Genomic DNA, 25,388 nt, shown 5'->3' with positions numbered 1-25,388 from the left:
CCATCCCGCGAAGCAATCTCCCAACTGGCGAGACGCTCCTTACGGCCACCGATTAGGTGCGCATAGCATCGGTCTCCGCATGGACACGATGACTCTCTGGCACATCACTGGTTGGGAGTTCGCGGCGCTCGCCTTCGCGGCCCTGCTCGTCGGCTTCTCGAAGACGGCCGTGAGCGGGGCCAACACGGTCAGCCTCGCGATCTTCGCCGCTGTGCTGCCCGCCCGCGCCTCCACCGGAGTGCTGCTGCCGATCCTGATCGCCGGGGACGTGCTAGCCGTCCTCACCTACCGTCGGCACGCGCACTGGCCCACGCTGTGGCGGCTGTTCCCCGCGGTCGCGGCCGGCGTCGTCTTCGGCACCCTGTTCCTGGTGTGGGCGGACGACGGGATCGTACGGACGTCGATCGGCGCGATCCTGCTGCTGATGGCGGGCGTGACGGTGTGGCGCCGCCGCACGGCCGAGCAGGAGGCGGAGCCGGACTCGGTGACCAGCAGGGCCGGGCGGGTCAAGGCCCGCTCGTACGGCGTGCTCGGCGGCTTCACCACGATGGTCGCCAACGCGGGCGGCCCCGTGATGTCGATGTACCTTCTGTCGGCCGGCTTCCGCAAGCTCGGCTTCCTGGGGACCTCGGCGTTCTTCTTCCTCATCGTCAACGTCTCCAAGGTGCCCTTCAGCGCCGGGCTCGGCCTGATCGACGGCTCCTCGCTGCTGCTCGACGCCGCGCTCGTGCTGTTCGTCGTGCCCGGCGCGTTGCTCGGCAAATGGGCTGTGAACCGGATCAACCAGCGGCTGTTCGAGCAACTCGTGATCGCGGCGACGGTCGTCGGCGGCCTACAGCTGCTGCTGCGCTGACGCTGACCCCCGCAGCTCCGTCAGCAGGGCGGGCAGATCCGCGAACGAGTCGATCACATGGTCCGGCGTGCCGCTCGCGTCCCGGTGCGTGCTCGGCAGATACTTCCCGGTCCTCACCAGCACACCCGTGACACCGGCCCGCTGCGCCGCCAGTACGTCGGACTCGATGTCGTCGCCCACCATCACCGCCTCGTCGGCACCGACCCCGACATGCGCGAGCGCGGCCTCGAAGAACGCGGCCGACGGCTTGCCCGTGATCTCGGCCTCGACCCTCGCGGCCTTCTCCAGCCCGGCCAGGAACGCGCCGGAGTCAAGCCGCAGCCCCTGCTCCGTACGCCAGTACAGATTCCGGTGCATGGCAACCAGTCGTGCCCCGCGCTGGAGATACCCGAAGGCCCGGTCGAGCGCCGCGTAACCGAACTCGGGCCCGGCACCGCCGACGACCACGACGTCGGGCACCTCGCCCTCGCCCTCGCCGACGACCCTGGTCCCCGCCAGGTCCTCCCCGATGTCCCCGCTGTTCAGCAGCGCACACCGCGCACCCGGGTAGTGCTCCGCGAGATACGCGGCGGTGACGGCCGGCGCGGTCAGGATGTCCTCGGCGGACACCGGGAACCCGCCGCTTGCCAGCGTGCGCGCGATCGACGCCCGCGTCCGCGAGGTCGTGTTCGTCACCAGCGCGACACCGAGCCCGGACTCCCGGATCTCCCGCAACGCCTCGACCGCCCCCGGCAGCGGCTGCCAGGAGACGGTGAGGACTCCGTCGATGTCGATGAGGACGGCGCGTACGGATCCCATGCCTGGACGATAGACCGGCCCGGCCGTCCTCGCTCAGGGAGCGATCCCGACCCCGTCGATCCCGCTCCAGACCCGCTCCTGACCGGCCGTCATGGCCGGCCACCGCAGCCCGCCCGGCCGCGGCTCGACACGCGAGGCGTACGGCGCCGGCCGGAAGGCGGGGTCGTAGAGGCAGCCCGTGCCGTACGTCTCGTCGAAGACGCCGCACGCCGCGGCCACCGACTCCGGCGTGGGCTTCCTGCCCTTGCGCACCCACGTGTCCAGGGCGGCGATGGACGTGGCGTACTCGGAGTCGCTCAGCTCACTGTGCTCGTGCTCGTCCGTGAACGTCTGCACCAGGTGTCCGTCGCGCCGGGCGCCCTGGAGGGCGGCCCGGTAGGCCGCCTCGTGCTCGACGAACGCCGTCGGGTCGTCGATGGCGTGCAGCGTCAGCACCGGTATCGAGACCTTCCCGGTGAGATCGCTGTCGTACGACAGGTCCCGTACGGCCGTGCGGTCGGGGGAGAACCGTTCGACACCGGCGTTCAGCGCCGCGTCGTCGTGCGACCCGGAGTAGCGCACGCCCTCGTTGCCGAAGGGATTCCGGCCCCCGAGACGCTCGTGCACGATGTCCCGGAACGTGAAGGTCGCGAACCGCAGATGCGACTCCAGCGTGCGCTCCGGGATCCGTGTGACGGCCAGGATGTCGTCGAGGTTGCGCTGCTGGAGCGCGGTCCGCTCCCGCGGCGGCGACGCGTAGCCCGTGCATTCCTGGAGCCGGGCGCGCAGCCCGGCCGACGTCATGGTCGAGCCGGCCCGCAGGCCCTGCCACAGCGGATACTGCGGCTCGGTCGGGCGGGGGTGGTTACCGCAGTAGTACTGGTAGACGACGCGCAGGTCGACACGGTAGTCGTAGCCCCGCGAGCCACCGCCCAGGACACCGTTGGTGAGCAACGCCCCGTCGTAGGCCCCCCTTAGCCGGCCGTACGTCTCCACGACCTTCGCCGCGACGTTCCCGCCCCACGACTGACCGTGCACATACGTCCGCCGCGGCTTGCCGAACTCCTCGACGAACAGCCGGCGCACGCTCTCCGTGTCGGCCGCCGCCATCCGCGTTCCGTAGCCGCCGCGGCGGTACGAGGATCCCGCCCAGGCGTAGCCCTCCTTCACCATCACCGACCAGCGGCCCAGATCGTCGAGGCTGCGGGTGGGGTCGGACTCCGCACCGAGGTCGGGGCCGCCGTGGGCGTGCACGACGAGGGAACCGTTCCAGTCGGCGGGCACGGCTATCGCGTAATAGGCGCCGTCGGGATCGAGGCCGGTGTAGCAAGTCGCCTTGCCCACAAGGTCGGTGGGGCATTCGGCGCGCGCCGGTCCAGCCGTCTCCCCGCGGGCGTTCGACGCGCCGACGAGGAAGCCGACGGCGAGGGCTCCGGCCAGCACGGCGGTGAGTGTCGTACGCCGCCGTGCGGCCGAGGGGACGGACCTGCGGATCAGTGTGGGGGTTCTCGTCCAGTCCAAGACGCTGCTCCTCGTTCCTCGTCGGCGCGTCGTCGAGCCGTGCGCGGTGATGCTAGGGAGCGACGGGGGTGAGGAACCACGGTCTGATCGTTGTGTTCATAGTGTTCGCGGCCTGCACTCCACGCAGGTCGGTGCCGGGCGGGCGGCCGATATCGTCGTGGAACTGCTGCTCCAGCCAGGTGGCCCACGCCCGGCCGCCGATGACCTGGACATCGCGAGTGCCCGTGCCGGGCCGTGGTGTGGGGGAGGAGTGAAGTGTCGCGGGTCAGCAGCTCGACCCGGATCACCGCCCAGGCGCCGCCACGTCCGGGCGGGTGCCGCCGCCGGCCCCGACGCCCTGCATCGACGTGCCCAGCATGATCGTCACGAAGGCGAAATTACGCGGCCGCCGGTCATGGGGAAACGCTCCGGCCGGGTGTCGCACGGTCGCGTACGTCCGGCCCTCGGATCATCGACCCTCGGATCACCGGTCCTCGGATCACCGGTCCTCGGATTACCGGCCCTTCGAACTACCGGTCCTTCGGATTCCGCCGCAGCAGATACGTGTCCATGATCCAGCCCTTGCGCTCCCGGGCCTCGGCGCGCAGCCGCTCGATGCGGGGCGCGGCCTCGGCGATCGGGCCCGAGACGAGGATCTCGTCCGCGGTGCCGACGTAGGCGCCCCAGAAGATGTCGACGTCCTGGTCGGCGTACCGCAGGAAGGCCTGCTGGGCGTCGAGCATCACGACCACGTCGTCCACCCCGTCCGGGAACCCCTCGGCCAGTCGCCGGCCGGTGGTGATCTGCACGGGCCGGGCGACCCGGTTGAGCCCCGTCCGATGCCGGGCGGCCAGCGCGGAGACGCTGCTGATGCCGGGCACGACGTCGTACTCGAACGCCACCGCCCCCCGGGCCAGCACCTCCTCCAGGATCCCGAGCGTGCTGTCGTACAGCGCCGGATCACCCCACACCAGGAACGCGCCGGTCTCGTCCGCGCCCAGCTCCTCGGCGATCAGCCGCTGGTAGATCCCGGCCCGGGCACTGCGCCAGTCCTCCACGGCACCCGGGTACGCGGCACCCCCCGCGGACCGGTCCCGCTCGGGGTCGCGCGCCTCCACGACCCGATACGAGCCCTCCGGCAGATGCGTGTCCAGCATCTCCCGGCGCAGCCGCGTGAGGTCCGACTTCACCTCGCCCTTGTCGAGGACGAAGAACACGTCCGTACCCCGCAGCGCCCTGACCGCCTGGAGAGTCAGCTGCTCGGGGTCGCCCGCCCCGATCCCGATGACATGAATCCTTCGCACGCCCCGAGTCTGCCCCAAGCCCCTGACGACTCTCTACGCCCGCCCGCGCAGCCTGGGCGCCCGCTCCCGCGCGTCCACGGCCTCGCCGCGGTCCTCCACGAACCCGGCCAGCTCCCGCGCCCACCCGACCAGCCCCGCGACATCCATCCCGTACGGCCGTGACCGTCCGGCACCGGCCGCCCACTCCTCCACGGCCCCCGCGCCCCGCCGCAGCAGCCTCGCCCCGCCCGTCACATTGCCCCGGGCCGAGTGCGTGAGCCCCACCGCGAGCTGGGCCAGCCCGCGCCACAGCGCCCGCTCCTGCTCCGGCCCCGACTTCCAGGCGTCCTCGAAGACCTCGTGCGCATGGAACGGCTTCCCCGCGTCCAGCAGTTCCTGTGCCTCGGCGACACTCTGCTCCGGGGTGCGCAGGACGCCCTCGGGCTGGCGGTCGACGCCGTCCGCGCCGTACGGCAGCGGACGCCCGAGGCCGTCCCGGGGTCGCGCGTTGCGCGCCCGCCCCTCGCTGTCGCGGTCCCGTGCGTCGGTCTGCCGTCCTGACGATGTGCTGCCCATACACCGATTGTCCATCGCCCCGTCCCTCGCATCCCTCGCCGGACGCCCCCTTCGGAGCTGTCCCCGCTGTGAGGTAAAGTGCTGTTCGCGCGATCACGCGGTTCACCGCGCGAGTCGCATCGGGACGTGGCGCAGCTTGGTAGCGCACTTGACTGGGGGTCAAGGGGTCGCAGGTTCAAATCCTGTCGTCCCGACTGGAGAAAGTCGCAGATCAGAGCCGGTTTCGGAGGTTTCCGAAACCGGCCTTTGATCATTCTTGAGGACCAGTTGGGGACCGGCGTCCTTGACCGGCGTCAGCGCTCCCGACGATCGGACTCGGCAGGGAGCGTGGCGCGCGCAGCACACTGAGGTGTGCGGAGAGCGCCGCCCGGGCGGCCGTGATCTTGTGTACGTCCGGGTGTAGGCAGCGCTGGGTGGTGGTCAGTGGCCCGTGGCCGGCGATCCTGCGTAGGACGTGTACTTGGACTCCGGCGTCGGCGAACCGGGTCAGTTCCCAAGCCGGTTGTGTCTGCATGCATCCCGTGCGTGCTCTACTACGACGTCAGCTGGCCGCTGTGACCGGTTGGGACCGGCCGAAGTCATGGCCGCCATAGCCGAGTTGCTGACAGTGGCTCCGGGCCTGCACCTTCCCAATCTCGCCGAGCCGCGCTCTGGGCCCCAGGCCGGCCCACACGGTCGTCATCCACAGAACCCAGTCGGCTGATCGGCCACGACTACCCACACGTCGAGCAGAGCTGGCTGCAACGCGCCCAGGCCCTGACGGCCGCCCAGTGCGAGGCCCAAGCGGTCGCGTGACTGTCCCGGATCCTCGACGACGCTGGGGCCGCCCTCGAACCCACGCACCGTCACCTCACCCCCGCCCGCACCCTGCTCGTCGAACGGCGCCGCTGAACCCCCGTACGGATGGTGTATGCGTCAACTGACGGGACGGCGGGGCAGATCCATTTGCCGCCCTCCCTGGCCGGGGGGACGATGAAAGGGTGCTGCGGCCCACGGCCGGGCCTTCCTGGTCGCGCTGGGCGGCCCGCACGCCTCACGTCCCGGCCGTGATCCCGCATCCGCGTTCCTGCGACGCCCACCGGGGGGCCTGGATGGCGAGAGTTCCGCGTGGCGTGGTCGATGCGCGCGGCCGGCAGGCTGTCGTACACGATCACGAAGGTGCGCTGATGGCACTGGACCTGGAGAACGGCGCACTGCTGTGGCGCCACGGTCCCAGCCTGCGACCGTGCGCGCTGCTCGCCGGTTCGGTTGTGGCCCTGCGAATGAGCCCGTCGCCGACGCTCGTGGTCGTGGTGCTGGACGCCGCGACCGGCGAGGACCGCTGGACTTCGGAGCCGGTCGACCTGCCGCCGTGGGCGCGTTGCACCCTCGACGACACTCGCGGCTTCACCCTGCGGACCGAGGCTGCCGACGACGCCGTGGTGCTCCGCTGGGTCGTCCGGACCTGGTACCGCGGGGGTGCCGCACCGAGCGCACGCGTCCTGGAGGAGTCCCGGCGCGCGACGCACGGAGCCCTGAGGGTCGGTCTGGCCGGCTCCCCTTCGCTGGAAGTTCTCCCCGAGACGGAAGCCGAGACAGAGGCATGGGCGGGAGCCCGGGCGGAGGCTGAGGCGCTCCCGGAGACGGCCGAGGTATATGTACCACCTCCCGTACCACCGGCGGCTCCTTCCGATCGGCAGTCCGCCGTACTGGACCAGAGCCTGGTCGGGGACAAACGCATGGAGCTCCTCCTTCGCCCCGACTCCGGTGCCGTCGTCCTGAGGGCCGCGGATCCCCGCACCGGCACGCCCGCTTGGGAGGTGGAACTGGACCGCGCAAACCCGCGGCGGGCGCCCAGGCTCCGGCCCTAGACGCGTCATCACCCCACCGCACCATCCCAACCCGATCGGGGGTGCCATCATGGCCATCTCAGACGAAGAAGTCGCCCAGTCGAAGAACATCAGCGTCACGCAGGTGCAGTTGCTGTGCCGTTCCCGCGGTACGACGAACGAGACGCTCGCGGCCCTGCCCGAGACTGCGGTACGGCGGGCCCTGCTGCGCCTCGACTTCCCCGACCTGCCCACCGCCCGCGGGCTCTTCCGCCTCAAGCAGGAGCGCAGTGACGACGGAAACGTCCGGCCGCACGGTCTGGGCACGGCCTACGTGCAGGCAGAGAGCCTGCTGAGTCGCGAGGCGCCGCCCATGACCGCCGGTGTGCCGACCGGTCCGAACGGGCGACCTCATCAGGCTGGACCGACCCCGACGGCCGGCATGCAACTGTCCAACTGGGTGTGGCTCGGCCCTGGGAACATCGGCGGACGGACCCGCGGCATCGTGATCGGCCCGGCGGATCCGGACAGCATGTGGGCCGTGAGCGCCGGCGGCGGGGTGTGGCACACCGAGGACGGCGGTGCCCAATGGGCACCGGTCGACGACTTCCTGGAGAACCTTTCCTGCGGCTGCATCGCCGTGGACCCGTCCGACGCGTCCACGATGTACGTGGGGACCGGCGAGGCCTTCCACAACCTCGACGCCATCCGGGGCAACGGCATCTTCCGCACCACAGACGCGGTGGCCTGGGCCCCGATCACGGCCACCCAGACCCCGGACTTCCAGTTCGTGAGCCGGATCGCTGTGTCGCAGGACGGGACGGTCGTCCTCGCGGCCACCTCCACCGGCCTCTTCCGCAGCGCCGATCCCGCGCGGGCCACCTGGACCAGGGTGCTCGGCCATCCGCTCGGCGACGTCCGATTCGATCCGGAGGACAGTGACAAGGCGGTCGCCGGGGCGCTGCGCGACGGTGCGGCCTGGTTCAGCCGGGACGAGGGTCTCACCTGGGACCTCGCAACCGGCGGCCCGTGGACCGGCCGGGTCGAGCTCGCGTACGCGGCGAAGGACCCGGACATCGTCTACGCGTCGGTCCAGATGACCACCGGCCAGATCTGGCGGTCGCAGGACGGCGGAGCGTCCTACAAGAAGAGGAAGACGCTGACCCCGGACGGCACGCCGTCGGACTACCTCGGTGGTCAGGGCTGGTACGACAACGCCATCTGGGCCGGAGACCCGACCAATGCCGACCTGGTGATCGTCGGCGGTGTCGACCTGTACCGCAGCACCGACGGCGGCGACCATCTGGCCGAGATCAGCAGCTGGTGGGAGCCCGACTCGGTTCACGCCGACCAGCACGCGATCGTCGCGCACCCCTCGTACGACGGGGTCGCCAACCGCACGGTGTTCTTCGGCAACGACGGCGGTGTGTTCAGGGCGGACGACCTGGCGGACGTCGGAACCGAGCCGCGGCCCCCGTTCGTCAACGGCTGGACCGAGCTGGTGAACGACTACGGCGTGACGCAGTTCTACGCCGGGGCGGGCCACACCGGGAGCGGGAAGATCATCGGCGGCGCCCAGGACAACGGCTCGCTCGTCTTCGACCCCGCGCTCGGCACCGAGGACTGGCGGGAGTTCTTCGGTGGTGACGGCGGCTGGTGCGCCTCCGACCCCACCGACTCCGACGTGTTCTACGGCGAGTACGTCTTCCTCAACATCCACCGCAACACCGACGGTGCCACCAGTGACGACACGCAGGGCGACCGCTACATCAGCGGCCAGTTCTTCAACTTCGCGACGGGCGAGTGGGACTGGAAGCAGGTGCCCTTCCGCATCTCGGACGCCAAGAACGAGAACGCGCTCTTCATCGCACCGTTCGTGCTCGATCCGAACGACGAGAACCGGATCCTGGCAGGCGGCGTGTCGCTGTGGCGAACCAACAATGCCAAGCAGCCCAACACCCCCGTCGAGGGACCGACCTGGCGGGCGATCAAGCCGGTCGCCGGCGCGATGATCAGCGCGATCGCGGTGGCGCGCGGCGACTCGGACGTGGTGTGGGTGGGCCACGAGGACGGTATGGTTTTCCGCACCGCCAACGGCACCGCGACGACGCCGGCCTGGGCGCGCGTCGGTGCGACGGGGCCGAGTCCGCTGAAGCCACGGCGCTACTGCACCGGCATCACCGTGCACCCGACGGACCCGGACACCGCCTACGTCACCTTCGGCGGCTACGAGCGTGGCAATCTGTGGGTGACCACGGACGCTGGTGCGGCCTGGACCGACCTCGCCACAGCTCTGCCGCGTGCGCCGATCCGGGCCCTCGCGGTGCATCCGCGGCGGACGGACCTGCTCTACTGCGGCACCGAGGTGGGGCTGTTCGCCAGCGAGGACGCCGGGGCGAGCTGGTCGCCGACGAACGAGGGTCCGACCAACTGCTCGGTCGACGACCTGTTCTGGATGGACGAGGTGCTCGTCTGCGTGACCCATGGTCGCGGGATGTTCCGGATCGACCTGTCGACGATCCCGTAAGGCGAGCGGCGATGGATCCGCTTCTGATTCCGATCGTGTTCCTTGCGGTGGCGGCCGCGTTCCTCCTGTCCGCCTCGGCCGGGTTCGGAGGCAGTCTGATCCTCGTCCCCACGCTGGCGCTGGTTCTCGGCACCAAGTCCGGGGTGGCGCTGGCGGCCCTCCTCCTCGCCGCCAACAACCTGGTGAAGGTCTTCGCCTACCGGGCGACGCTTCCCTTCCGCAAGGCCGCGGTCGTGATTGTGCTGGTCGCAGCGGGGGCCTTCCTGGGGGCCAAATTGCTCGTCTCCGCCCCGGAGCGGGCCGTGACGCTCGCGGTCATTGCGAGCTTCGCCGCCGCGTTTCTGGTGGAGACGTTCGATCTGACCCGCTGGCGGCGCTCCGGCTCGCCGCTGCTGGCCTTCGCCTCGGGTGCGACGTCCGGATTCAGCGGTACGTCCGGTCCTCTAAAGGGGCTCGCGGTCCGCGGACTGGACCTGGACCGCCTTCACCTCGTCGGCGCGCTCTCCGTTGTCTCGCTCGTCGGGGACGTTACGAAGACCGCCGTCTGGACGGATGCCGCGCTGCTGACGGGCGGGGACTACCTCGTCGCCCTGGTGTGCGTGCCGCTGATGTTCGTCGCGACGTTCCTTGGCAGGCGTTTCAACACCAGAATCGGTGAGCGGGGTTATACGGGTCTGTTCTGGACCGTGATGGTCGGCTACACCGGGCGCCTGCTGGCCGGCCTGTGACCCTGACCGTCACCGCCCGAGTCCGCGGCAGGTGACGGTCAGTCCGGCCAGCGCGACGAACATCCACGCGGTGAGGTACGCGAAGGCCGCGGCGGCGGAGAACACGGTCCACAGGACGCCGGCGAGGGCCGAGGCGGCGAGGTTGCCGAAGGACTGGACGGCGGCGAGCATGCCGAAGGCGGAGCCGCGCATGTCGGCGGGGGCGAGGACCGCGACGGCCGAGTGCTCGGCCGTTTCGACCGCGCCGATGCCGATCCCGCCCAGGATGAACGGGACGGCCAGGAACGCGACGTCGGTGGTGTCGACGACGAACAGTCCGTAGGACAGGGCAAGGCCGGCTACGCCGCCGGCGAGGACGACCACCGGCCCGCGGTGGCCGAGCCTGTCGGCGAGCCGGCCCGCCGGGACGGAGACGAGTGTGGCGGCCAGGTTGTACGCGATGTAGAGGCCGAGTGCGATCGTCGTCGCCGTCCTCGAACCGTGCTCCGCTGTGAGCAGGTCGGATGCCCGCAGGATCAGCAGCGTCGCCGCGACGTTGCCGACCTCGAAGGCCGCCACCGCGGCCGTGAGCCTGCCGAGGTCGCCCCGCAGTACCGGCCTGATCCGGATCCTGACGGGCACTGTGACCCGGCCGGTGGGACGGGGCGTCCGGCGGATCGCATAGATGATCGCGGCCGCGGCCAGCAGGCCGGGGACCACGGAGAGGCCGATGGCCCAGTCGACTCCGAGCCAGGCGGCCAGGCCGAGGGCGAGCAGCGGGCCGAAGATCGCGCCCAGGTTGTCCATCATCCGCTCGAAGCCGTACGCGCGTCCGTACGCCGTCGGCGGGACGATGTCGGCGAGCAGGGCGTTGCGGGCGGGGACGCGCAGGCCTCGGGCGGTCCAGGCCCCGGCCCGCAGCAGGCCGACCTGCCAGACCGCGGTGGCCCCAGCGGTCGCGGCGCCGAGCACTGCGGTGGCTGTGTAGCCGCCGACGGCGACCTTGCGACGCCGGGACGGATCGTCCGCCAGGGCCCCGCCGCCGAACCGGGCCGCGCCGGCCAGGGCGTCGGAGACCCCTTCGATCACGCCCAGCGCCGCGGCAGGCGCGCCGAAGGAGGCCAGTAGGGACGGCAGCAGGGCGGTGGGGATCTCGTGGCCGACGTCGGCGAGGAGGCTGGCGGAGCCGATGCCCTTGACGCCCGGCGTGAGCCAGCGGTCTCCGTCACCGCCGGCGCCTGCGGGCGGGACGATCTCGTTCATTCGCGACAGTCTGCCCGGTCTGCCCGAAGTGCCGGACCAGGCGCCTCCCGGATGTGCTCGGCGCGCGGAGCGTCAGGTCGTCACAGCCCGAAGGGTCGTTTCGGAGGGATCCGGAACGGCCTTTCCAATCGTGGGGTTAGTCCACGGGATCACGGTCCCGCGCCGAGGGCGACGCGGTGGACGAGGCGATAAGGGTGCCGCAGGGAGAGTGCCCCCAGTGCGTCAGCTTGTCGCCCTCGAGGTCTATGCGCGGCAGCAGGCGGTCGAGGCACCGCGGCAGCCACCCAGCGGACCTGCCGAGCAGGGCGAAGGGCGGGGACCTTGGCCATGAGGACGACGAAGGCGTCGAAGAGGACGGCGGTGGCGAGGCCGAAGCCGATCATCCTCACGAAGTCTTGTCCTCCATGACAGGGCGCGGCTGTTCGACGCCGACGAGCCAACCTCACTGGAAGACCCCCGCCGCCTCGGTTCTGGTCGCGGTTGGACCGGTCTCGAGGACGACGCTGACCTCGGGGGTGTCGCCCGAGGCCGAGTTCGAGGCTGACCGCGGGCGCGGCGACGGCGGCCAGGCTCACGACGCCGAGCAGCAGGGCGACGGCCGGATGGCGCAGCACGAAGCCTGCCCAGCCTGGGCACGAAGGCGCCACGGGCGGCCACGGCAACCGTGCCGGCCACTGGCTGGTTCGATGGACTGTCATCGCAGGTCAGGGCCTTGTTTCACGCAGGTGGGACGAGGCCCTCGATCGTTCTGGCGCTCTTGGTCCGGTATTTGTAGCTGACAACGGATGGGGTGCCGCCGGCCAGGTCGAGGGTCTGAAGGGCGATCCGGCAGCTCAGGCGGGGGCGGGCGCCAGGCAGGCGTCGGCAAAGGGTGGATAGCTCTCGTTGCTCATTCGCTCGGCCGCGTCGATGTAGTCGGCAAGCGTGTTGCGGGATTGCGTAAGCCTCTCCATCTGATCATCCAGTCGCTGCAGCCGCGATCGCATCGCGGCCAGCAACTCGGGACATCCGAGCAGCTCCGGAGCCTCTCCGATCGCGCAGGGCAGCAGGTATGCGATGTCCTCGGAAGACAAGCCGGCGCCCAGCAGATGCCGGATCTGGTTCACCCGCAGCACGGCGTTCTCGTCGTACTCGCGGTATCCGTTCGCGCCGCGGTCCGCCTCCAGAAGGCCCTGGGCCTCGTAGTAGCGCAACTGATGGGTGTTGACGCCTGTACGGCGGCTCAGTTCCCCGATACGCATCGAAACCTCGCTTGACCTTCATACCGGTATTAACGTTGACGATGCTGTCATGAACAACAGCCGGGAAACACCCGTGACAGTCATCGGACTCGGCCTGATGGGCCGAGCACTCGCCGGCGCCTTCCTGAAGGCCGGGCATCCCACCATCGTGTGGAACCGTACGTCCTCCAAAGCCGATCAACTGGTGGCCGACGGGGCGCGGCTGGCTCCGACGGTTGGCGACGCACTCAAGGCGGGCTCACTGACGATCATCTGTGTCACGGACTATCCGGCCATGCGAGAGATCCTCGGTGCGAGCGATGTCGAGCTGGACGGCAGGACATTGATCAACCTGACCTCGGGTGACTCGAACCAGGCCCGTACAGCCGCCAGATGGGCCGAGCAACGCGGCGCCCGATACCTGGATGGCGCCATCATGGCCATCCCGTCGGCAATCGGCACCAGCGAGGCGGTGATTCTGCACAGCGGGGCACAGTCGGACTTCGAGGCGCACAAGTCAACAGTCGACGTGCTCGGCACTGTTACCTACCTCGGTGCGGACCATGGGCTGGCGTCCCTGTACGACGTGGCCGGCCTGGCCATGATGTGGAGCGTGTTGAACGCCTGGCTCCAGGGCACCGCCCTACTCAGGACTGCCGGTGTCGACGCCGCAACATATGCGCCGTTCGCGCGGCAGATCGCTGCCGGTGTGGCCGAATGGCTGCCGGGCTATGCCGAGCAGATCGACAGTGGCTCCTTCCCGGCCGAGGTGTCGGCTCTGGAGACCGACGTGCAGGCGATGGCACACTTGATCGAGGAGAGCGAGGCAGTGGGCGTCAACGCCGAACTGCCGAAGTTGATCAAAGCGATGGCCGACCGCTCGATCGCCGCCGGACACGGGGCAGAACAGTATCCCGTGCTGATCGAAGAGTTCAGCAAACCCCGCAACGACTGAGCGTTCCCGACACCGGGCTCCATCGCCGTTCCGGCGCAAGTCACTTCCTGTCGTCCGGACGGTTTGATGAACCGTCATGGCGATGGGGACGGCCGGGGGGAGAGGGCTCGATGGCACTGTGCTTCGTGACCATCGACATGGGCAACACCCCGGACAGCGGCAACGGCACCGTCACGTCGCGTCTGCGGACCGATCTGAAGGACCGGTGCACGGCGAGGACCACCTGGGGCGAGAACGGCAGCCTCGAAGAAGTGGAGCGGCAACGCCGTCGCCGCCGTCCGGCCGAAGCAGTGGGCGAAGGTGCCCGCCTCGGAGGCGCCGCCCGGCGACGGACTGGCCGCGTGCACCCGGACTTTCGAGTCGTCCGGCGCGGCGAGGAAGGGTGCGGCGACCCGCGTCGGTGACCGAGGACTGAAGGATGGTAGAAGCGGGCCATGACCAACTCGCTGATCCATCCGGCCGGTGACCGATGACCGCCGGCATCGACACCCCCGACCGCCGCGGCCGCACCGGGCTCGACCAGGCCGGGCGGGACCTGACCGGCAACCCCCGCGTCAAGGTGCGGGACGTGGAACTCCTGTCCAGCCACTGGTACGTCGAACGCGCCACGACCTTCGACTTCCAGCATGCCGACGGCACCTGGAGCACCCAGCAGCGCGAGACGCACGACCGCGGCAACGGGGCCACCATGCTGCTGTACGACGCCGAACGCGAAACCGTCCTGCTGACCAGGCAGTTCCGGTTCCCCGTGTATGTCAACGGCCACCCCGACGGCATGCTCGTCGAGACGCCGGGCGGGCTCCTCGACGACGATGACGAACACCCGGAGATCGCGGTGCGGCGCGAGGTGGTGGAGGAGACCGGGCACACCATCGGCGAGGTCCGGCACGTCTTCGACGTCTATATGAGCCCGGGCTCGGTCACCGAACGCGTCAGTTTCTACGCCGCCGCCTACGGCCCCTCGACCCGCACCCACGAGGGCGGCGGCCTGGACGAGGAGGGCGAGGACATCGAGATCGTCGAACTTCCCTTCCGCCGGGCACTGGAGATGATCCGCACCGGGGAGATCGCCGACGCCAAGACCATCATGCTGCTGCAATGGGCGGCGCTGGAGGGCCCGTTCGCACCGCGAGCCTGATTGCGCCGCGAACTCCCTTGACTTGAAGTGCGCTTGAAGATGAAGACTCCCGTTCGTGCCCCGAAGGCGGGCGCATGAACGGGAGGGATTCACCATGAAGTACCGCACCATCGGCACCGCCCCGAACACCCGCCGCGAAGTCAGCGTCCTCGCCCTGGGCGCGATGCTGTTCGGCTCCCGGACCGACGAGGAGACCTCCTTCGCCGTACTCGACCGCTACGTGGAGGCCGGCGGGACCTTCATCGACACGTCCGACAACTACGCCTTCTGGGAGGACGGCGGCCAGGGCGGACAGAGCGAGGAACTGCTCGGCCGCTGGCGCCGCAGCCGCGGCATCGGCGACGAGATCGTCATCGCCACCAAGCTCGGCGCCCGCCCCCTTGCCCCCGGCACCGGTTACGTCGACAACGCGGAGGGCCTCTCGGCGAAGGTGATCCGCGAGTCCGCCGAGCGCAGCCGCGACCGGCTCGGCGTGGCGAAGCTGGACCTGCTCTACGCCCACATCGAGGACCAGCGGGTGCCCCTGCGGGAGACCGTCGAGGGGTTCGCCGAACTGGTCGCCGAGGGCACGGTCGGCCTCCTCGGCGTCAGCAACCACGCGACGTGGCGGGTGGAGCGGGCCCGCGCCCTGGCCGCCGCTGCCGGACTGCCCGGCTACGAGGTGCTCCAGTACGCCCACAGCCATCTGCGGCCCCGCCTCGACGTACCCGAGGGCCTGTTCCCCGACGGCAGCCTCGGCCACGCAGGCCCCGACCTGCTGAGCTATCTGCGAGCCGAGCCCGGCCTGGCCCTGGTCGCCTACTCGCCGCTGCTCAAGGGCGCGTACACCCACCCGGACCGGCTGCCCGCGGACTTCGACCATCCGGGCACCCCGGCCCGCCTGAAGGCCCTGCACGAGGTCGCCCGGGAGACCGGCGCCACCGTCAACCAGGTCGTCCTGGCCTGGCAGATCGGCGCCGAGCCGCCGATCGTCCCGCTGGTCGGCGCGTCGTCCGTGGCACAGTTGGAGGAGAGCCTGGCGGCCGTGGACCTGGAGCTGACCGCCGGCCAGCGCGCCCGGCTCGACGCGGCGCACTGACCGCCCGGCCCACCGCACGCTCCCGGAGTACGCTCCGAAGAGGAGCCGAAGGAGAGTGGGCCATGCCTCTGTTCCCCAACGAGCGCAACGTCCGTACGACGCCCGAAGGCCTCCTGTGGGAGCCCAGCGAGCGCTGGGTGCGGGGCCGCAAGGGTGAGGTCACCGTCGTCGACAGCCGGCACCCCGTCCTCGTCTGGGAACCCGATCTGCCCGTGCCGTGCTACACGTTCCCGCGCGCCGAGGTCCGCACCGACCTCCTGCGCCCGGCCAAGAACCCGACACCGGGCAGGCACACGGGGTCGCAGGTCTTCTACGACCTGGACGTCGACGGAGCACTGGTGGAGAACGCGGCGTGGACCTTCCCCGCCGCCGACCTCGCCGAGCACATCTCCTTCGAATGGTTCCGGCGCTGGGGGAGCGGCCTCGACCACTGGTACGAGGAGGAGGAAGAGATCTTCGTCCACCCGCGCGACCCGCACAAGCGGGTGGACGCCATGCCCAGCAGCCGTCGTGTCCAGGTCGAGATCGAGGGCACCGTCGTCGCGGACACGCACAGTCCGGTGCTGCTGTTCGAGACCGGGCTGCCGACCCGCTACTACCTGCCCCGCGAGGACGTCCGCCTCGACCTGTTCGAGCCCACCGACCACCGCACCGGCTGCCCGTACAAGGGCACGGCCCAGTACTGGAACTGGCGCGGCGAGGGCGAGGTCCCGCGGAACATCGTCTGGAGCTACGCCGAACCGCTGGCCGCGGTGGCCCCCGTCAAGGGGCTCGTGGCCTTCTACAACGAGGCCGTGGACATCACCGTGGACGGCGAGCTCCTGGAGCGGCCCGTCACGCCGTTCACCGCGAGCCTCAAGGCCTGACCAGCAGCTGGAAGTCGAACGCGTACCGGGACGCGCGGTAGATGTGCGTCCCGTACTCGACCGGCCGGCCCGTGTCGTCGTACGCCGTGCGCTGCATGGTCAGCAGCGCCGCGCCCTCCTTCTCGTCGAGGCGCCCGGCCTCCTCGGCGGTGGCGCAGCGGGCGCCGACGGTCTGGCGGGCGCTGTGCAGGGTGATGCCGACCGCGCGCATCATCCGGTACAGGCCGGTCGACTCCAGCCGGGCCGTGTCGAGGTCGAGCAGGCTCGCGGGCAGGTAGTTGCAGAGGATGGCCACGGGCTGGCCGTGGGTGCAGCGCAGCCGCTCCAGCAGCGTGACCTCGCTGCCCTCCGCGATGCCGAGAGCGGCGGCGACGTCGGCGGTCGCCGGGACGCGCTCGTTGCGGACGACCTCGGTGGTCGGGCCCTGTCCGGCCGCCTCCAGGTCGTCGTAGAGGCTGCTCAGCTCCAGCGGGCGCTTCACCTGGCTGTGCACCACCTGGGTGCCCACCCCGCGCCGCCGGACCAGCAGCCCCTTGTCCACGAGGGACTGGATGGCCTGCCGGACGGTGGGCCGGGACAGGCCGAGCCGCACCGACAGGTCGACCTCGTTGCCCAGGAGGTTGCCCGGGGCGAGGACCCCGTGCTCGATCGCGGACTCCAGCTGCTGGGCGAGCTGGTAGTACAGCGGCACGGGACTGCCCCGGTCCAGGGCGAAGTCCAGCGAGTCCAGCGCGGAGCCGGATCCGGCACGGGTGGAGCCGCGGGTCTTCGCCATGGGACGAACCTCCCTGTCAGGGTCAGGAGTTGCTGGGGAAACCGAGGTTGATGCCACCGTCGGACGGGTCCGGCCAGCGGGTGGTGATCACCTTGCCCTGGGTGTAGAAGGCGATGCCGTCGTTGCCGTAGATGTGCAGGTCGCCGAAGAGTGAGTCCTTCCAGCCACCGAAGGAGTGGTAGCCGACCGGCACCGGGATCGGCACGTTCACGCCGACCATGCCCGCCTTGACCTCCAGCTGGAAGCGGCGGGCGGCGCCGCCGTCCCGGGTGAAGATCGCGGTGCCGTTGCCCCAACGGGAGTCGTTGATGAGCTTGATGGCCTCGTCGTAGGTCTCCGCGCGCACCACGGCCAGCACGGGGCCGAAGATCTCGTCCCGGTACGCGTCCGCCGTCAGCGGCACCCGGTCCAGCAGCGAGACACCGAGGAAGAAGCCGTCCTCGTGGCCCTCGACCGAGTACCCGGTGCCGTCCACGACGACCTCGGCGCCCTGCTCGGCCGCCGACGCCACGTAGGACGCCACCTTGTCGCGGTGCTCGCGGGTGATCAGCGGGCCCATCTCGGACGCCGGGTCGTTGCCGGGGCCGATGCGCAGGTTCTTCGCGCGCTCGGCGATCTTGCCGACCAGCTCGTCGCCCGTGTCACCGACCGCGACCACGACCGACACGGCCATGCAGCGTTCGCCCGCCGAGCCGTACGCGGCGTTGATCGCCTGGTCGGCGGCGAAGTCCAGGTCGGCGTCCGGCAGGACCAGCATGTGGTTCTTGGCGCCGCCCAGGGCCTGTACGCGCTTGCCGTGCTCGACCGCCTTGAGCTGGATGTACTTCGCGATCGGGGTGGAGCCGACGAAGGAGACCGCCTCGATGTCCGGGTGCTCAAGGAGCCGGTCCACGGCCACCTTGTCGCCCTGCACGACGTTCAGCACACCGTCCGGCAGCCCGGCCTCGGAGGCCAGTTCGGCGAGCCGGTACGACGCCGACGGGTCCTTCTCGGACGGCTTCAGCACGAAGGTGTTGCCGCAGGCGATGGCCAGCGGGAACATCCACATCGGCACCATCGCCGGGAAGTTGAACGGCGTGATGCCGGCGACCACGCCCAGCGGCTGCCGGATCGAGGCCACGTCGACCCGGGTGGAGACCTGCGTCGACAGCTCGCCCTTCAGCTGCACGGAGATCCCGCAGGCCAGCTCCACGATCTCCAGACCGCGCGCCACCTCGCCGAGCGCGTCCGAGTGCACCTTGCCGTGCTCGGCCGTGATCAGCTCGGCGATCTCGTCACGGTGCGCGTCGAGCAGTTCGCGGTACTTGAACAGGATCGCGGTGCGCTTGGCCAGGGAGGTCTGGCCCCAGCTCTCGAACGCGGCCTTGGCGGAGGCGACGGCGGCGTCCACCTCGTCGACGGTCGCGAAGGCGACCTGCTTCTCCTGGGCGCCGGTGGCCGGGTTGTAGACGGGGGCGAAGCGGCCGGAGCCGCCCTCCACGGGCTTGCCGTCGATCCAGTGGGTGATCGTCTTCATGGTGCGCAAGTGCCTTTCGTAAGGGGGAGTTCAGAGGTGGTGACGGCGTCCGGCGACGTGCTGGTCGTAGCGGCCGCGGGCCTCGACGGCGGCCTCGCGGGAGGCGACCTCGGCCACGGGCACGTCCCACCAGGCCTCGGGGCCCGGCGAGGTGGGGTTCATGATGTCCGTCTCGACGTAGACGCAGGTCGGCCGGTCGGAGGCGCGGGCCGTGGCCAGCGCCTCACGCAGTTCGCGGACCGTCTTGGCACGCAGCACGTCCATGCCGAGGCTGGCCGCGTTGGCGGCGAGGTCGACGGGGAGCGGGGCACCGGTGAAGGTGCCGTCGGCGGCGCGGTAGCGGTAGTCGGTGCCGAAGCGCTCGGCGCCGACCTCGTTCGACAGCCCGCCGATGGAGGCGTAGCCGTGGTTCTGGATCAGGACGATGTTGACCGGCAAGCCCTCCTGGACCGCGGTCACGATCTCCGTAGGCATCATCAGATAGGTGCCGTCGCCGACCAGCGACCACACGGCGACGTCCGGTGCGGCCTGCTGGATGCCGATCCCGGCCGGGATCTCGTAGCCCATGCAGGAGTAGCCGTACTCCAGGTGGTACTGGCGCGGCGAGCGCGACCGCCACAGCTTGTGCAGGTCGCCCGGGAGCGAACCGGCGGCGTTGATCACCACGTCGTCGTCGCCGACGACCGCGTCCAGCGCGCCGAGCACCTGGGTCTGCGTCGGTACGGAGCTCTCGTCGTCGGCGCGGTAGGCGGCCTCGACGACCGCGTCCCAACGCTCCTTGCCGGCGCGGTACTCGGCCTCGTACGCCGCGTCCACCCGATGGCCGGAAAGCGCCTCCGTCAGGGCCGTGAGCCCCGCCCTGGCGTCGCACACCAGCGTCCGCGCGGCCAGCTTGTGCGCGTCGAAGCCGGTGATGTTGAGGTTCAGGAAGCGTACGTCCGGGTTCTGGAAGAGAGTTCCGGACGCGGTCGTGAAGTCCGTGTACCTCGTGCCCACGCCGATCACCAGGTCGGCGGCGCGCGCGATGTCGTCGCTGACCGAGGTGCCGGTGTGCCCGATGCCGCCGAGGTCGCACGGGTGGTCGTACCGCAGCGAGCCCTTGCCGGCCTGGGTGGAGGAGACCGGGATGCCGGTGGCCTCGACGAAGGCCTGCAGGGCCGCCTCCGCCTCGCTGTGGTGGACGCCGCCGCCGGCGACGATCAGCGGGCGCTCGGCGGCGCGGATCGCCTCGACGGCCGTCGTCAGCTCGACCGGGTCGGGCGCGGGACGCCGTACGTACCAGACGCGCTCGGCGAAGAACTCCTGAGGCCAGTCGTACGCCTCGGCCTGGACGTCCTGGGGGAGGGCCAGCGTGACCGCCCCGGTCTCGGCCGGGTCGGCGAGCACCCGCATGGCGTTCAGCGCGGAGGGGATCAGGGCCTCGGGGCGGGTGATCCGGTCGAAGTAGCGGGAGACCGGGCGCAGGGTGTCGTTGACCGACACGTCCGCCTCCGTCGGGTGCTCCAGCTGCTGGAGGAGCGGGTCCGGGGCGTGCGAGGCGAAGTAGTCGCCGGGCAGGAGCAGGACCGGCAGGCGGTTGATGGTGGCGAGCGCCGCACCGGTGACCAGGTTCGTCGCGCCCGGGCCGATCGACGTCGTCACGGCCTGTGCGGAGAGGCGGCCCAGCTGCCGGGCGTAGCCGACGGCCGCGTGCACCATGGACTGCTCGTTGCGGCCCTGGTGGTACGGCATGACGTCCTCGCCCGCCTGGAGGAGGGCCTGACCGATGCCGGCCACGTTGCCGTGGCCGAAGATGCCCCAGGTGCCGGCGACCAGTCGGTGCCGTACGCCGTCGCGCTCGGTGTACTGGACGGACAGGAACCGCACCAGCGCCTGGGCGACGGTCAGGCGGACGCTCGTGGGTTGGCTCATCGGGGACCTCACTGGGACGGAGCGGTGTAGAGGGGCAGACGGGGGTCGACGGGCTGGTCCGGCCAGGTGCCGCGGATCCAGGCGTGGTCGGGGTGGTCGCAGATCAGCCAGGCGCGCTCGTCCTCCGGGCCCGCCATGACGTTGAGGTAGTACATGTGGTGGCCGGGCACGGCCATCGAGGGCCCGTGCCAGCCGTCGGGGATCAGCACGACGTCGCCGCCGCGCACCTCCGCGAGGACGTCGGTGTTCCGGCCCTGTCCGGACGGGGAGACCCGCTGGTAGCCGAGGCCGGGGGTGCCCTCGTGGTCGGCGAACTCGAAGTAGTAGATCTCCTCCAGCACCGACTCCTCGCCGGGGCGGTGCTCGTCGTGCTTGTGCGGCGGGAAGGAGGACCAGTTGCCGCCGGGCGTGATGACCTCGACCGCGATGAGTTTGTCGCACTCGAAGACGCCGGCCGCCCCGAAGTTGTTCACCTGGCGGCTGCTGTTGCCGGTGCCGCGCAGCTCCACCGGCACCGAGGAGGCCGGGCCGTAGCGGGCGGGCAGCCGTCGGGTGCAGCGCGCGCCGGTCAGCGCGAACCGGCCGCCGTCGGCGGACGAGACGGTCGCACGGGCGTCGCGCGGGACGTAGGCGAAGTCGCTGACGCCGCTGAACACGCTGTCCCGGCCGGTGATGCGGAAGGTGTCATGGCCGAAGTCGTCCGTCGCCTCGACCGTGCAGCCGCCGTTCAGGGACAGCACGATCCACTCGCTGTCGCCGGTATCGAAGCTGTGCGCACCGCCGGGCGGCAGTTCGAGGATCCTCAGGCTGGAGTAGCCCCAGCCGGCCTTCTCGGGCGTGACGTCCACGACGTAGGGGCCGCCGAGCGCCTTTCCCGCGGGAAGGTGGTACGTCATCGTCTCTCTCCGCCTCACAATCCGGGTCACAACAGGCCGACGGCCGTGTCCACCGCCGTCTCCACCCTGCCCTCGGCCGGGTAGAGCAGCGAACGGCCGACGACCATGCCCTGGACGGTGGGGAGCCTGAGCGCCTTGCGCCAGCGCTCGTACGCACCCTCCTGGTCGCCCCCCACCTCGCCGCCCAGCAGGACGACGGGGAGCGTGGACGTCTCAAGAACTTCCGCCATGTCGTCGGGGTCATGGGTGACGGGCAGTTTCAGCCAGGTGTAGGCCGAGGTGCCGCCGAGGCCGGACGCGATGGCGATCGACTTGGTGACGGCCTCGGCGGACAGGTCGTTGCGTACCTGGCCGTCGATCCGCCGGGAGATGAACGGCTCGACGAACAGCGGGAGGCGGAGCGCGGCCATGTCGTCGACGGCGCGGGCCGTGGTCTCCAGGGTGGTCAGCGAGCCCGGGTCGTCGTAGTCGATGCGCACCAGCAGCTTGCCCGCGTCGAAGCGGAGCCGGGCGATGTCCTCGGCGCGGTGGCCGGTGAAGCGGTCGTCCATCTCGAAGGCCGCCCCGGCCAGGCCGCCGCGGTTCATGGAGCCCATGACAACCTTGTCGTCGAGGACGCCGAGCAGCAGCAGATCATCCAGGATGTCCGCGGTGGCCAGGACTCCGTCGACCCCGGGCCGGGACAGCGCGATGCAGAGACGTTCCAGCAGGTCGGCCCGGTTGGCCATGGCGAGCCTGTGGCCGCCGACGCCCAGGGAGCCGCGGGCCGGGTGGTCGGCGGCCACGATCATCAGGCGGCCGCTGTCGCCGATCAGCGGGCGGCGCACTCTGCGGGCGGCGGCCTCGGCGATAGCCTCGGGGTTCCGGGCTCTGACCGCCGTGAGGTCGGGGATGCTGATGCTCAAGGAAAGCTCCGTTCGGGGGTGGCTCGGTGGGCCGTCACGACGCCTGGGCGAGGAGGTCCTCGACCTCGGACTCGGTGGGCATCGCGGAGGAGCAGGCCAGACGGGAGGCGACGAGGGCGCCGGCCGCGTTGGCGTACCGCATGACGCGCGCCAGGTCCCAGCCGGCCAGCAGTCCGTGGACCAGGGAGCCGCCGAAGGCGTCGCCCGCGCCGAGGCCGTTGGCCACCTCGACCGGCACCGGCGGCACCTCGGCCTCCGTACCGTCGCGATGCACCGCCAGCACGCCCTTGGGGCCCTGCTTGACGACCGCCAGCTCCACGCCGGCCGCCAGCAGTGCCTCGGCGCAGGCGCGGGGCTCGCGGACGCCGGTGGCGACCTCGCACTCGTCGAGGTTGCCGACCGCGACCGTGGCGTGCCGCAGCGCCTCGGCGTAGTACGGGCGGGCCTGGTCCGGGTCGCGCCAGAACATGGGGCGCCAGTCGAGGTCGAAGACCGTGGTGCCCGCCTTGGCGCGCGCCTTGAGGGCGGCGAGGGTGGCGGAGCGGCTCGGCTCCTCGCTCAGGCCGGTGCCGGTGATCCAGAAGACACGGGCCGAGCGGATCGCCCAGTAGTCCAGTTCGTCGGAGTGTATCTCCAGGTCAGGCGCCTTAGGCTGCCGGTAGAAGTACAGCGGGAAGTCGTCCGGCGGGAAGATCTCGCAGAACGTCACCGGCGTCGGGTACGCCGAGACCGGTGTCACCCAGCGGTCGTCGACGCCGAAGTCCTTCAGGGCCTCGTGCAGGTACGCGCCGAACGGGTCGTCGCCGGTGCGCGTGATCACGGCGGTGTCGCGGCCGAGCCGGGCGGCGGCCACGGCGACGTTCGCGGCGGAGCCTCCGAGGAATTTGCCGAACGTCTCCACCTGCGTCAGAGGTAGGCCAGACTGCAGGGGGTAGAGATCGACTCCTATCCTTCCCATCGTGATCAAGTCGAAGGACTTGGCTGACTCGGCCATGCGCGACGCTCCTACAGCTGGACTGGGGGTGCGGGTCCCATCGGGCCTGCCGCCTCCAAGGTGTAGGTCGTGGAGGCCGACGCTGTCAATACTTTGTACTTACATTCGGACCTGAGCGTGAAATGATGTCTTAACAAAGTATTGACAGCGGGCGCATCCAGGGATTGGATCCCGTGTCAGCGAACCCGCCGTGTCCCACGGCACACGACCCGGACTTCCCATAGGCCCGGGCCACGGATCCAGTGATCATCCCTTTCCCCCCGTCGCACACCCCGTCGCACAGTGAGGTGCTGGAAAGATGGACCGCTACACCCCCCGCTCCCGCAAGCTGGCCCCTATGGTGGCCATGGCTGCCGCGGCAGCGCTGACCCTCGCCGGCTGCTCCAGCAGCTCCGGTGGCAAGCAGGCCGAGGAGGGCGGGGAAAACGCTTCTGCGGGCAAGGCCAACACTCCCCGTATGACCGTCGCCCTGGTGACCCACCAGGCGCCCGGTGACACCTTCTGGGACATCGTCCGCAAGGGCGCCGAGGCGGCCGCCGCGAAGGACAACATCGAGTTGGACTACTCCGCCGACCCGAACGCGGGCAACCAGGCCACCCTGGTGCAGACCGCGATCGACAAGAAGGTCGACGGCATCGCGGTCACCCTCGCCAAGCCGGACGCACTGAAGGACGTCATCGCCAAGGCGAGGGCGGCGAACATCCCGGTCGTCGGCCTCAACTCCGGTGTGAGCGACTGGCAGAAGCTCGGCCTGATGGAGTTCTTCGGCCAGGACGAGACGGTGGCCGGCGAGGCGCTCGGCAAGCGCCTGAACGAGGCCGGCGCCAAGAAGGCCGTCTGTGTCATCCAGGAACAGGGCAACATCGGCCTCACCCAGCGCTGTGACGGGGTGAAGAAGACGTTCGAGGGCACGACCGAGACCCTGAACGTCAACGGCACGGACATGCCGTCCGTGAAGTCCACGATCACCGCCAAGCTCAAGACGGACAGCGACATCGACTACGTCGTCACCCTCGGCGCCCCGTTCGCGCTGACGGCCGCGCAGTCCGTGGACGAGACGGGCAGCAAGGCGAAGGTCGCCACCTTCGACCTGAACAAGGAACTGACCGGAGCGATCAGCAAGGGCGACATCGAGTTCGCCGTCGACCAGCAGCCCTACCTCCAGGGCTACCTGGCGGTCGACTCCCTGTGGCTCTACAAGAACAACGGCAACTACATGGGCGGCGGCGAGGCACCGATCCTGACCGGACCTGCCTTCGTCGACAAGACGAATGTCGAGCAGATCGACAAGTTCGCCGCGAAGGGCACTCGGTGACGAACATGACGCAACAGGCTGAGCCGGCGGTGACCACACCGCCGGCCCCCGGCCGCGGCAAGGAATCCGACGGGCGGACCCGGCAGCGGCCTCTGGCGCTGCGCCTGCTCGCCCGGCCCGAGGTCGGTGTCTTCCTCGGTGCCGTCGCGGTGCTGATCTTCTTCCTGATCACGGCTCCGGCCGTGCGTGACGGCAGTTCGATGGCGAACATCCTGTACCAGTCGTCGACCATCGGGATCATGGCCCTGCCGGTCGCGCTGCTGATGATCGGCGGCGAGTTCGACCTGTCCGCCGGTGTCGCCGTCATCACCTCCGCGCTGACCGCGAGCATGACCGCCTACCAGCTCAGCATGAACGTCTGGGTCGGCGTCGTCGTCGCGCTGATCGTGTCCCTCGCGATCGGTCTGTTCAACGGCTGGCTGCTGGTCAGGACCGGGCTGCCCAGCTTCCTGGTCACCCTGGGCACGTTCCTGATCCTCCAGGGCGTGAACCTGGCGGTCACCAAGCTGGTCACCGGCAACGTCG

The 25,388-nt window shown here is 70.4% G+C and carries 23 protein-coding genes, 1 tRNA gene and 2 pseudogenes; 12 read left to right on the top strand and 14 right to left on the bottom strand.

Annotation, left to right across the window (positions count from 1 at the left end):
• The first annotated feature begins 79 nt into the window (after positions 1-79).
• Positions 80-853 (top strand): sulfite exporter TauE/SafE family protein, encoded by a 774-nt coding sequence (locus ACZ4UU_RS44095; protein WP_471909090.1) that lies wholly within the window; start codon positions 80-82, stop codon positions 851-853.
• Here ACZ4UU_RS44095 and ACZ4UU_RS44090 read toward each other — a convergent pair.
• The 4 genes from ACZ4UU_RS44090 to ACZ4UU_RS44075 all read right to left on the bottom strand — a co-directional run bounded on the left by ACZ4UU_RS44090 (position 833) and on the right by ACZ4UU_RS44075 (position 4,989).
• Positions 833-1,651 carry an HAD-IIA family hydrolase gene (locus ACZ4UU_RS44090; protein WP_471909089.1) on the bottom strand — a complete coding sequence of 273 codons (819 nt, stop codon included), beginning with the start codon at positions 1,649-1,651 and terminating at the stop codon, positions 833-835. The two genes, ACZ4UU_RS44095 and ACZ4UU_RS44090, sit on opposite strands and share 21 nt — an antisense overlap.
• Positions 1,652-1,684: 33 nt before the next feature.
• Complete coding sequence (locus tag ACZ4UU_RS44085) at positions 1,685-3,151, bottom strand: hypothetical protein (RefSeq protein ID WP_471909088.1); 1,467 nt, start codon at positions 3,149-3,151, stop codon at positions 1,685-1,687.
• A 509-nt stretch (positions 3,152-3,660) separates the two neighbouring features.
• Complete coding sequence (gene cobF, locus ACZ4UU_RS44080) at positions 3,661-4,434, bottom strand: precorrin-6A synthase (deacetylating) (RefSeq protein WP_471909087.1); 774 nt, start codon at positions 4,432-4,434, stop codon at positions 3,661-3,663.
• Between the two features lie 33 nt (positions 4,435-4,467).
• Positions 4,468-4,989, bottom strand: a complete 522-nt coding sequence (locus ACZ4UU_RS44075; RefSeq protein ID WP_471909086.1) for a DUF309 domain-containing protein — start codon at positions 4,987-4,989, stop codon at positions 4,468-4,470.
• Positions 4,990-5,109: 120 nt separating this feature from the next.
• Here ACZ4UU_RS44075 and ACZ4UU_RS44070 point away from each other — a divergent pair.
• Positions 5,110-5,183, top strand: a tRNA-Pro gene (locus ACZ4UU_RS44070).
• 56 nt (positions 5,184-5,239) lie between these two features.
• Here ACZ4UU_RS44070 and ACZ4UU_RS44065 read toward each other — a convergent pair.
• Positions 5,240-5,479 (bottom strand): annotated as a pseudogene (locus ACZ4UU_RS44065) (hypothetical protein); the annotation flags it as partial.
• A 601-nt stretch (positions 5,480-6,080) separates the two neighbouring features.
• On the opposite strand from ACZ4UU_RS44065, the gene ACZ4UU_RS44060 reads away from it, so the two are divergent.
• From ACZ4UU_RS44060 to ACZ4UU_RS44050, 3 genes are read left to right on the top strand one after another with little or no spacing between them, the layout of a single operon-like run.
• Positions 6,081-6,839: a hypothetical protein gene (locus ACZ4UU_RS44060; protein WP_471909085.1), complete on the top strand. Its 759-nt coding sequence runs from the start codon at positions 6,081-6,083 to the stop codon at positions 6,837-6,839.
• 49 nt (positions 6,840-6,888) lie between these two features.
• A complete protein-coding gene (locus tag ACZ4UU_RS44055; protein ID WP_471909084.1) occupies positions 6,889-9,324 on the top strand; it encodes a WD40/YVTN/BNR-like repeat-containing protein in 2,436 nt (811 codons plus the stop codon).
• A gap of 11 nt (positions 9,325-9,335) precedes the next feature.
• Complete coding sequence (locus tag ACZ4UU_RS44050) at positions 9,336-10,052, top strand: TSUP family transporter (RefSeq protein WP_471909083.1); 717 nt, start codon at positions 9,336-9,338, stop codon at positions 10,050-10,052.
• 9 nt (positions 10,053-10,061) lie between these two features.
• Here ACZ4UU_RS44050 and ACZ4UU_RS44045 read toward each other — a convergent pair whose 3' ends face one another.
• From ACZ4UU_RS44045 to ACZ4UU_RS44035, 3 genes and pseudogenes are all read right to left on the bottom strand, one after another.
• Complete coding sequence (locus ACZ4UU_RS44045) at positions 10,062-11,294, bottom strand: MFS transporter (RefSeq protein ID WP_471909082.1); 1,233 nt, start codon at positions 11,292-11,294, stop codon at positions 10,062-10,064.
• Positions 11,295-11,430: 136 nt separating this feature from the next.
• Positions 11,431-11,692: pseudogene (locus tag ACZ4UU_RS44040) on the bottom strand (hypothetical protein); the annotation flags it as partial.
• Between the two features lie 435 nt (positions 11,693-12,127).
• A complete protein-coding gene (locus tag ACZ4UU_RS44035) occupies positions 12,128-12,535 on the bottom strand; it encodes a MerR family transcriptional regulator (protein ID WP_471909081.1) in 408 nt (135 codons plus the stop codon).
• A 49-nt stretch (positions 12,536-12,584) separates the two neighbouring features.
• On the opposite strand from ACZ4UU_RS44035, the gene ACZ4UU_RS44030 reads away from it, so the two are divergent.
• The 5 genes from ACZ4UU_RS44030 (at position 12,585) to ACZ4UU_RS44010 (ending at position 16,551) form a co-directional block, all read left to right on the top strand.
• The gene (locus ACZ4UU_RS44030) at positions 12,585-13,469 is read left to right on the top strand and encodes an NAD(P)-dependent oxidoreductase (protein WP_471909080.1); all 885 of its coding nucleotides are present in this window, start codon (positions 12,585-12,587) and stop codon (positions 13,467-13,469) included.
• Positions 13,470-13,579: 110 nt separating this feature from the next.
• The gene (locus ACZ4UU_RS44025) at positions 13,580-13,873 is read left to right on the top strand and encodes a hypothetical protein (protein ID WP_471909079.1); all 294 of its coding nucleotides are present in this window, start codon (positions 13,580-13,582) and stop codon (positions 13,871-13,873) included.
• Between the two features lie 65 nt (positions 13,874-13,938).
• Positions 13,939-14,607 (top strand): NUDIX domain-containing protein, encoded by a 669-nt coding sequence (locus ACZ4UU_RS44020; protein ID WP_471909078.1) that lies wholly within the window; start codon positions 13,939-13,941, stop codon positions 14,605-14,607.
• A gap of 94 nt (positions 14,608-14,701) precedes the next feature.
• Positions 14,702-15,685, top strand: a complete 984-nt coding sequence (locus ACZ4UU_RS44015) for an aldo/keto reductase (RefSeq protein ID WP_471909077.1) — start codon at positions 14,702-14,704, stop codon at positions 15,683-15,685.
• Positions 15,686-15,747: 62 nt separating this feature from the next.
• Complete coding sequence (locus tag ACZ4UU_RS44010) at positions 15,748-16,551, top strand: DUF427 domain-containing protein (RefSeq protein ID WP_471909076.1); 804 nt, start codon at positions 15,748-15,750, stop codon at positions 16,549-16,551.
• On the opposite strand, the gene ACZ4UU_RS44005 is transcribed toward ACZ4UU_RS44010, so the two are convergent.
• Genes ACZ4UU_RS44005 through iolC form a run of 6 tightly spaced genes read right to left on the bottom strand, consistent with a single transcriptional unit; the run spans position 16,541 to position 23,548 of the window.
• Positions 16,541-17,326, bottom strand: coding sequence for a GntR family transcriptional regulator (locus ACZ4UU_RS44005; protein ID WP_471909075.1), 786 nt, complete (start codon positions 17,324-17,326; stop codon positions 16,541-16,543). The two genes, ACZ4UU_RS44010 and ACZ4UU_RS44005, sit on opposite strands and share 11 nt — an antisense overlap.
• A 22-nt stretch (positions 17,327-17,348) precedes the next feature.
• Positions 17,349-18,842, bottom strand: coding sequence for a CoA-acylating methylmalonate-semialdehyde dehydrogenase (locus tag ACZ4UU_RS44000; protein WP_471909104.1), 1,494 nt, complete (start codon positions 18,840-18,842; stop codon positions 17,349-17,351).
• Between the two features lie 30 nt (positions 18,843-18,872).
• Positions 18,873-20,753: a 3D-(3,5/4)-trihydroxycyclohexane-1,2-dione acylhydrolase (decyclizing) gene (gene iolD / locus ACZ4UU_RS43995; RefSeq protein ID WP_471909074.1), complete on the bottom strand. Its 1,881-nt coding sequence runs from the start codon at positions 20,751-20,753 to the stop codon at positions 18,873-18,875.
• Positions 20,754-20,761: 8 nt separating this feature from the next.
• Positions 20,762-21,649 (bottom strand): 5-deoxy-glucuronate isomerase, encoded by an 888-nt coding sequence (iolB, locus tag ACZ4UU_RS43990; RefSeq protein ID WP_471909073.1) that lies wholly within the window; start codon positions 21,647-21,649, stop codon positions 20,762-20,764.
• A 26-nt stretch (positions 21,650-21,675) separates the two neighbouring features.
• Positions 21,676-22,554, bottom strand: coding sequence for a Cgl0159 family (beta/alpha)8-fold protein (locus ACZ4UU_RS43985; protein WP_471909072.1), 879 nt, complete (start codon positions 22,552-22,554; stop codon positions 21,676-21,678).
• 34 nt (positions 22,555-22,588) lie between these two features.
• Positions 22,589-23,548, bottom strand: a complete 960-nt coding sequence (gene iolC, locus ACZ4UU_RS43980; RefSeq protein WP_471909071.1) for a 5-dehydro-2-deoxygluconokinase — start codon at positions 23,546-23,548, stop codon at positions 22,589-22,591.
• A gap of 298 nt (positions 23,549-23,846) precedes the next feature.
• Between iolC and ACZ4UU_RS43975 the strand changes: the two genes are divergently transcribed.
• On the top strand, positions 23,847-24,863 hold the full coding sequence (locus tag ACZ4UU_RS43975) for a sugar ABC transporter substrate-binding protein (RefSeq protein ID WP_471909070.1): 1,017 nt from the start codon (positions 23,847-23,849) through the stop codon (positions 24,861-24,863).
• Between the two features lie 5 nt (positions 24,864-24,868).
• Positions 24,869-25,388 (top strand): ABC transporter permease (locus tag ACZ4UU_RS43970; RefSeq protein WP_471909069.1); only part of this gene is annotated, 520 nt, incomplete at its 3' end.

The organism is Streptomyces sp. NPDC028907 (assembly GCF_055564995.1).
This window is presented reverse-complemented; position numbering and strand designations above follow the sequence as displayed.

Excerpts from the sequence above, each read along its gene's own strand:
- ACZ4UU_RS44010 (WP_471909076.1), top strand. The coding sequence starts at position 15,748 with ATGCCTCTGTTCCCCAACGAGCGCAACGTCCGTACGACGCCCGAAGGC.
- ACZ4UU_RS44060 (WP_471909085.1), top strand. The coding sequence starts at position 6,081 with ATGGCGAGAGTTCCGCGTGGCGTGGTCGATGCGCGCGGCCGGCAGGCT.
- ACZ4UU_RS44075 (WP_471909086.1), bottom strand. The coding sequence starts at position 4,989 with ATGGGCAGCACATCGTCAGGACGGCAGACCGACGCACGGGACCGCGAC.
- ACZ4UU_RS44050 (WP_471909083.1), top strand. The coding sequence starts at position 9,336 with ATGGATCCGCTTCTGATTCCGATCGTGTTCCTTGCGGTGGCGGCCGCG.
- ACZ4UU_RS44090 (WP_471909089.1), bottom strand. The coding sequence starts at position 1,651 with ATGGGATCCGTACGCGCCGTCCTCATCGACATCGACGGAGTCCTCACC.
- ACZ4UU_RS44025 (WP_471909079.1), top strand. The coding sequence starts at position 13,580 with ATGGCACTGTGCTTCGTGACCATCGACATGGGCAACACCCCGGACAGC.
- iolD (WP_471909074.1), bottom strand. The coding sequence starts at position 20,753 with ATGAGCCAACCCACGAGCGTCCGCCTGACCGTCGCCCAGGCGCTGGTG.
- iolB (WP_471909073.1), bottom strand. The coding sequence starts at position 21,649 with ATGACGTACCACCTTCCCGCGGGAAAGGCGCTCGGCGGCCCCTACGTC.
- ACZ4UU_RS44045 (WP_471909082.1), bottom strand. The coding sequence starts at position 11,294 with ATGAACGAGATCGTCCCGCCCGCAGGCGCCGGCGGTGACGGAGACCGC.
- iolC (WP_471909071.1), bottom strand. The coding sequence starts at position 23,548 with ATGGCCGAGTCAGCCAAGTCCTTCGACTTGATCACGATGGGAAGGATA.
- ACZ4UU_RS44030 (WP_471909080.1), top strand. The coding sequence starts at position 12,585 with ATGAACAACAGCCGGGAAACACCCGTGACAGTCATCGGACTCGGCCTG.
- ACZ4UU_RS43975 (WP_471909070.1), top strand. The coding sequence starts at position 23,847 with ATGGACCGCTACACCCCCCGCTCCCGCAAGCTGGCCCCTATGGTGGCC.
- ACZ4UU_RS44020 (WP_471909078.1), top strand. The coding sequence starts at position 13,939 with ATGACCGCCGGCATCGACACCCCCGACCGCCGCGGCCGCACCGGGCTC.
- ACZ4UU_RS44015 (WP_471909077.1), top strand. The coding sequence starts at position 14,702 with ATGAAGTACCGCACCATCGGCACCGCCCCGAACACCCGCCGCGAAGTC.
- ACZ4UU_RS44035 (WP_471909081.1), bottom strand. The coding sequence starts at position 12,535 with ATGCGTATCGGGGAACTGAGCCGCCGTACAGGCGTCAACACCCATCAG.
- ACZ4UU_RS44095 (WP_471909090.1), top strand. The coding sequence starts at position 80 with ATGGACACGATGACTCTCTGGCACATCACTGGTTGGGAGTTCGCGGCG.
- ACZ4UU_RS44000 (WP_471909104.1), bottom strand. The coding sequence starts at position 18,842 with ATGAAGACGATCACCCACTGGATCGACGGCAAGCCCGTGGAGGGCGGC.
- ACZ4UU_RS44005 (WP_471909075.1), bottom strand. The coding sequence starts at position 17,326 with ATGGCGAAGACCCGCGGCTCCACCCGTGCCGGATCCGGCTCCGCGCTG.
- ACZ4UU_RS44055 (WP_471909084.1), top strand. The coding sequence starts at position 6,889 with ATGGCCATCTCAGACGAAGAAGTCGCCCAGTCGAAGAACATCAGCGTC.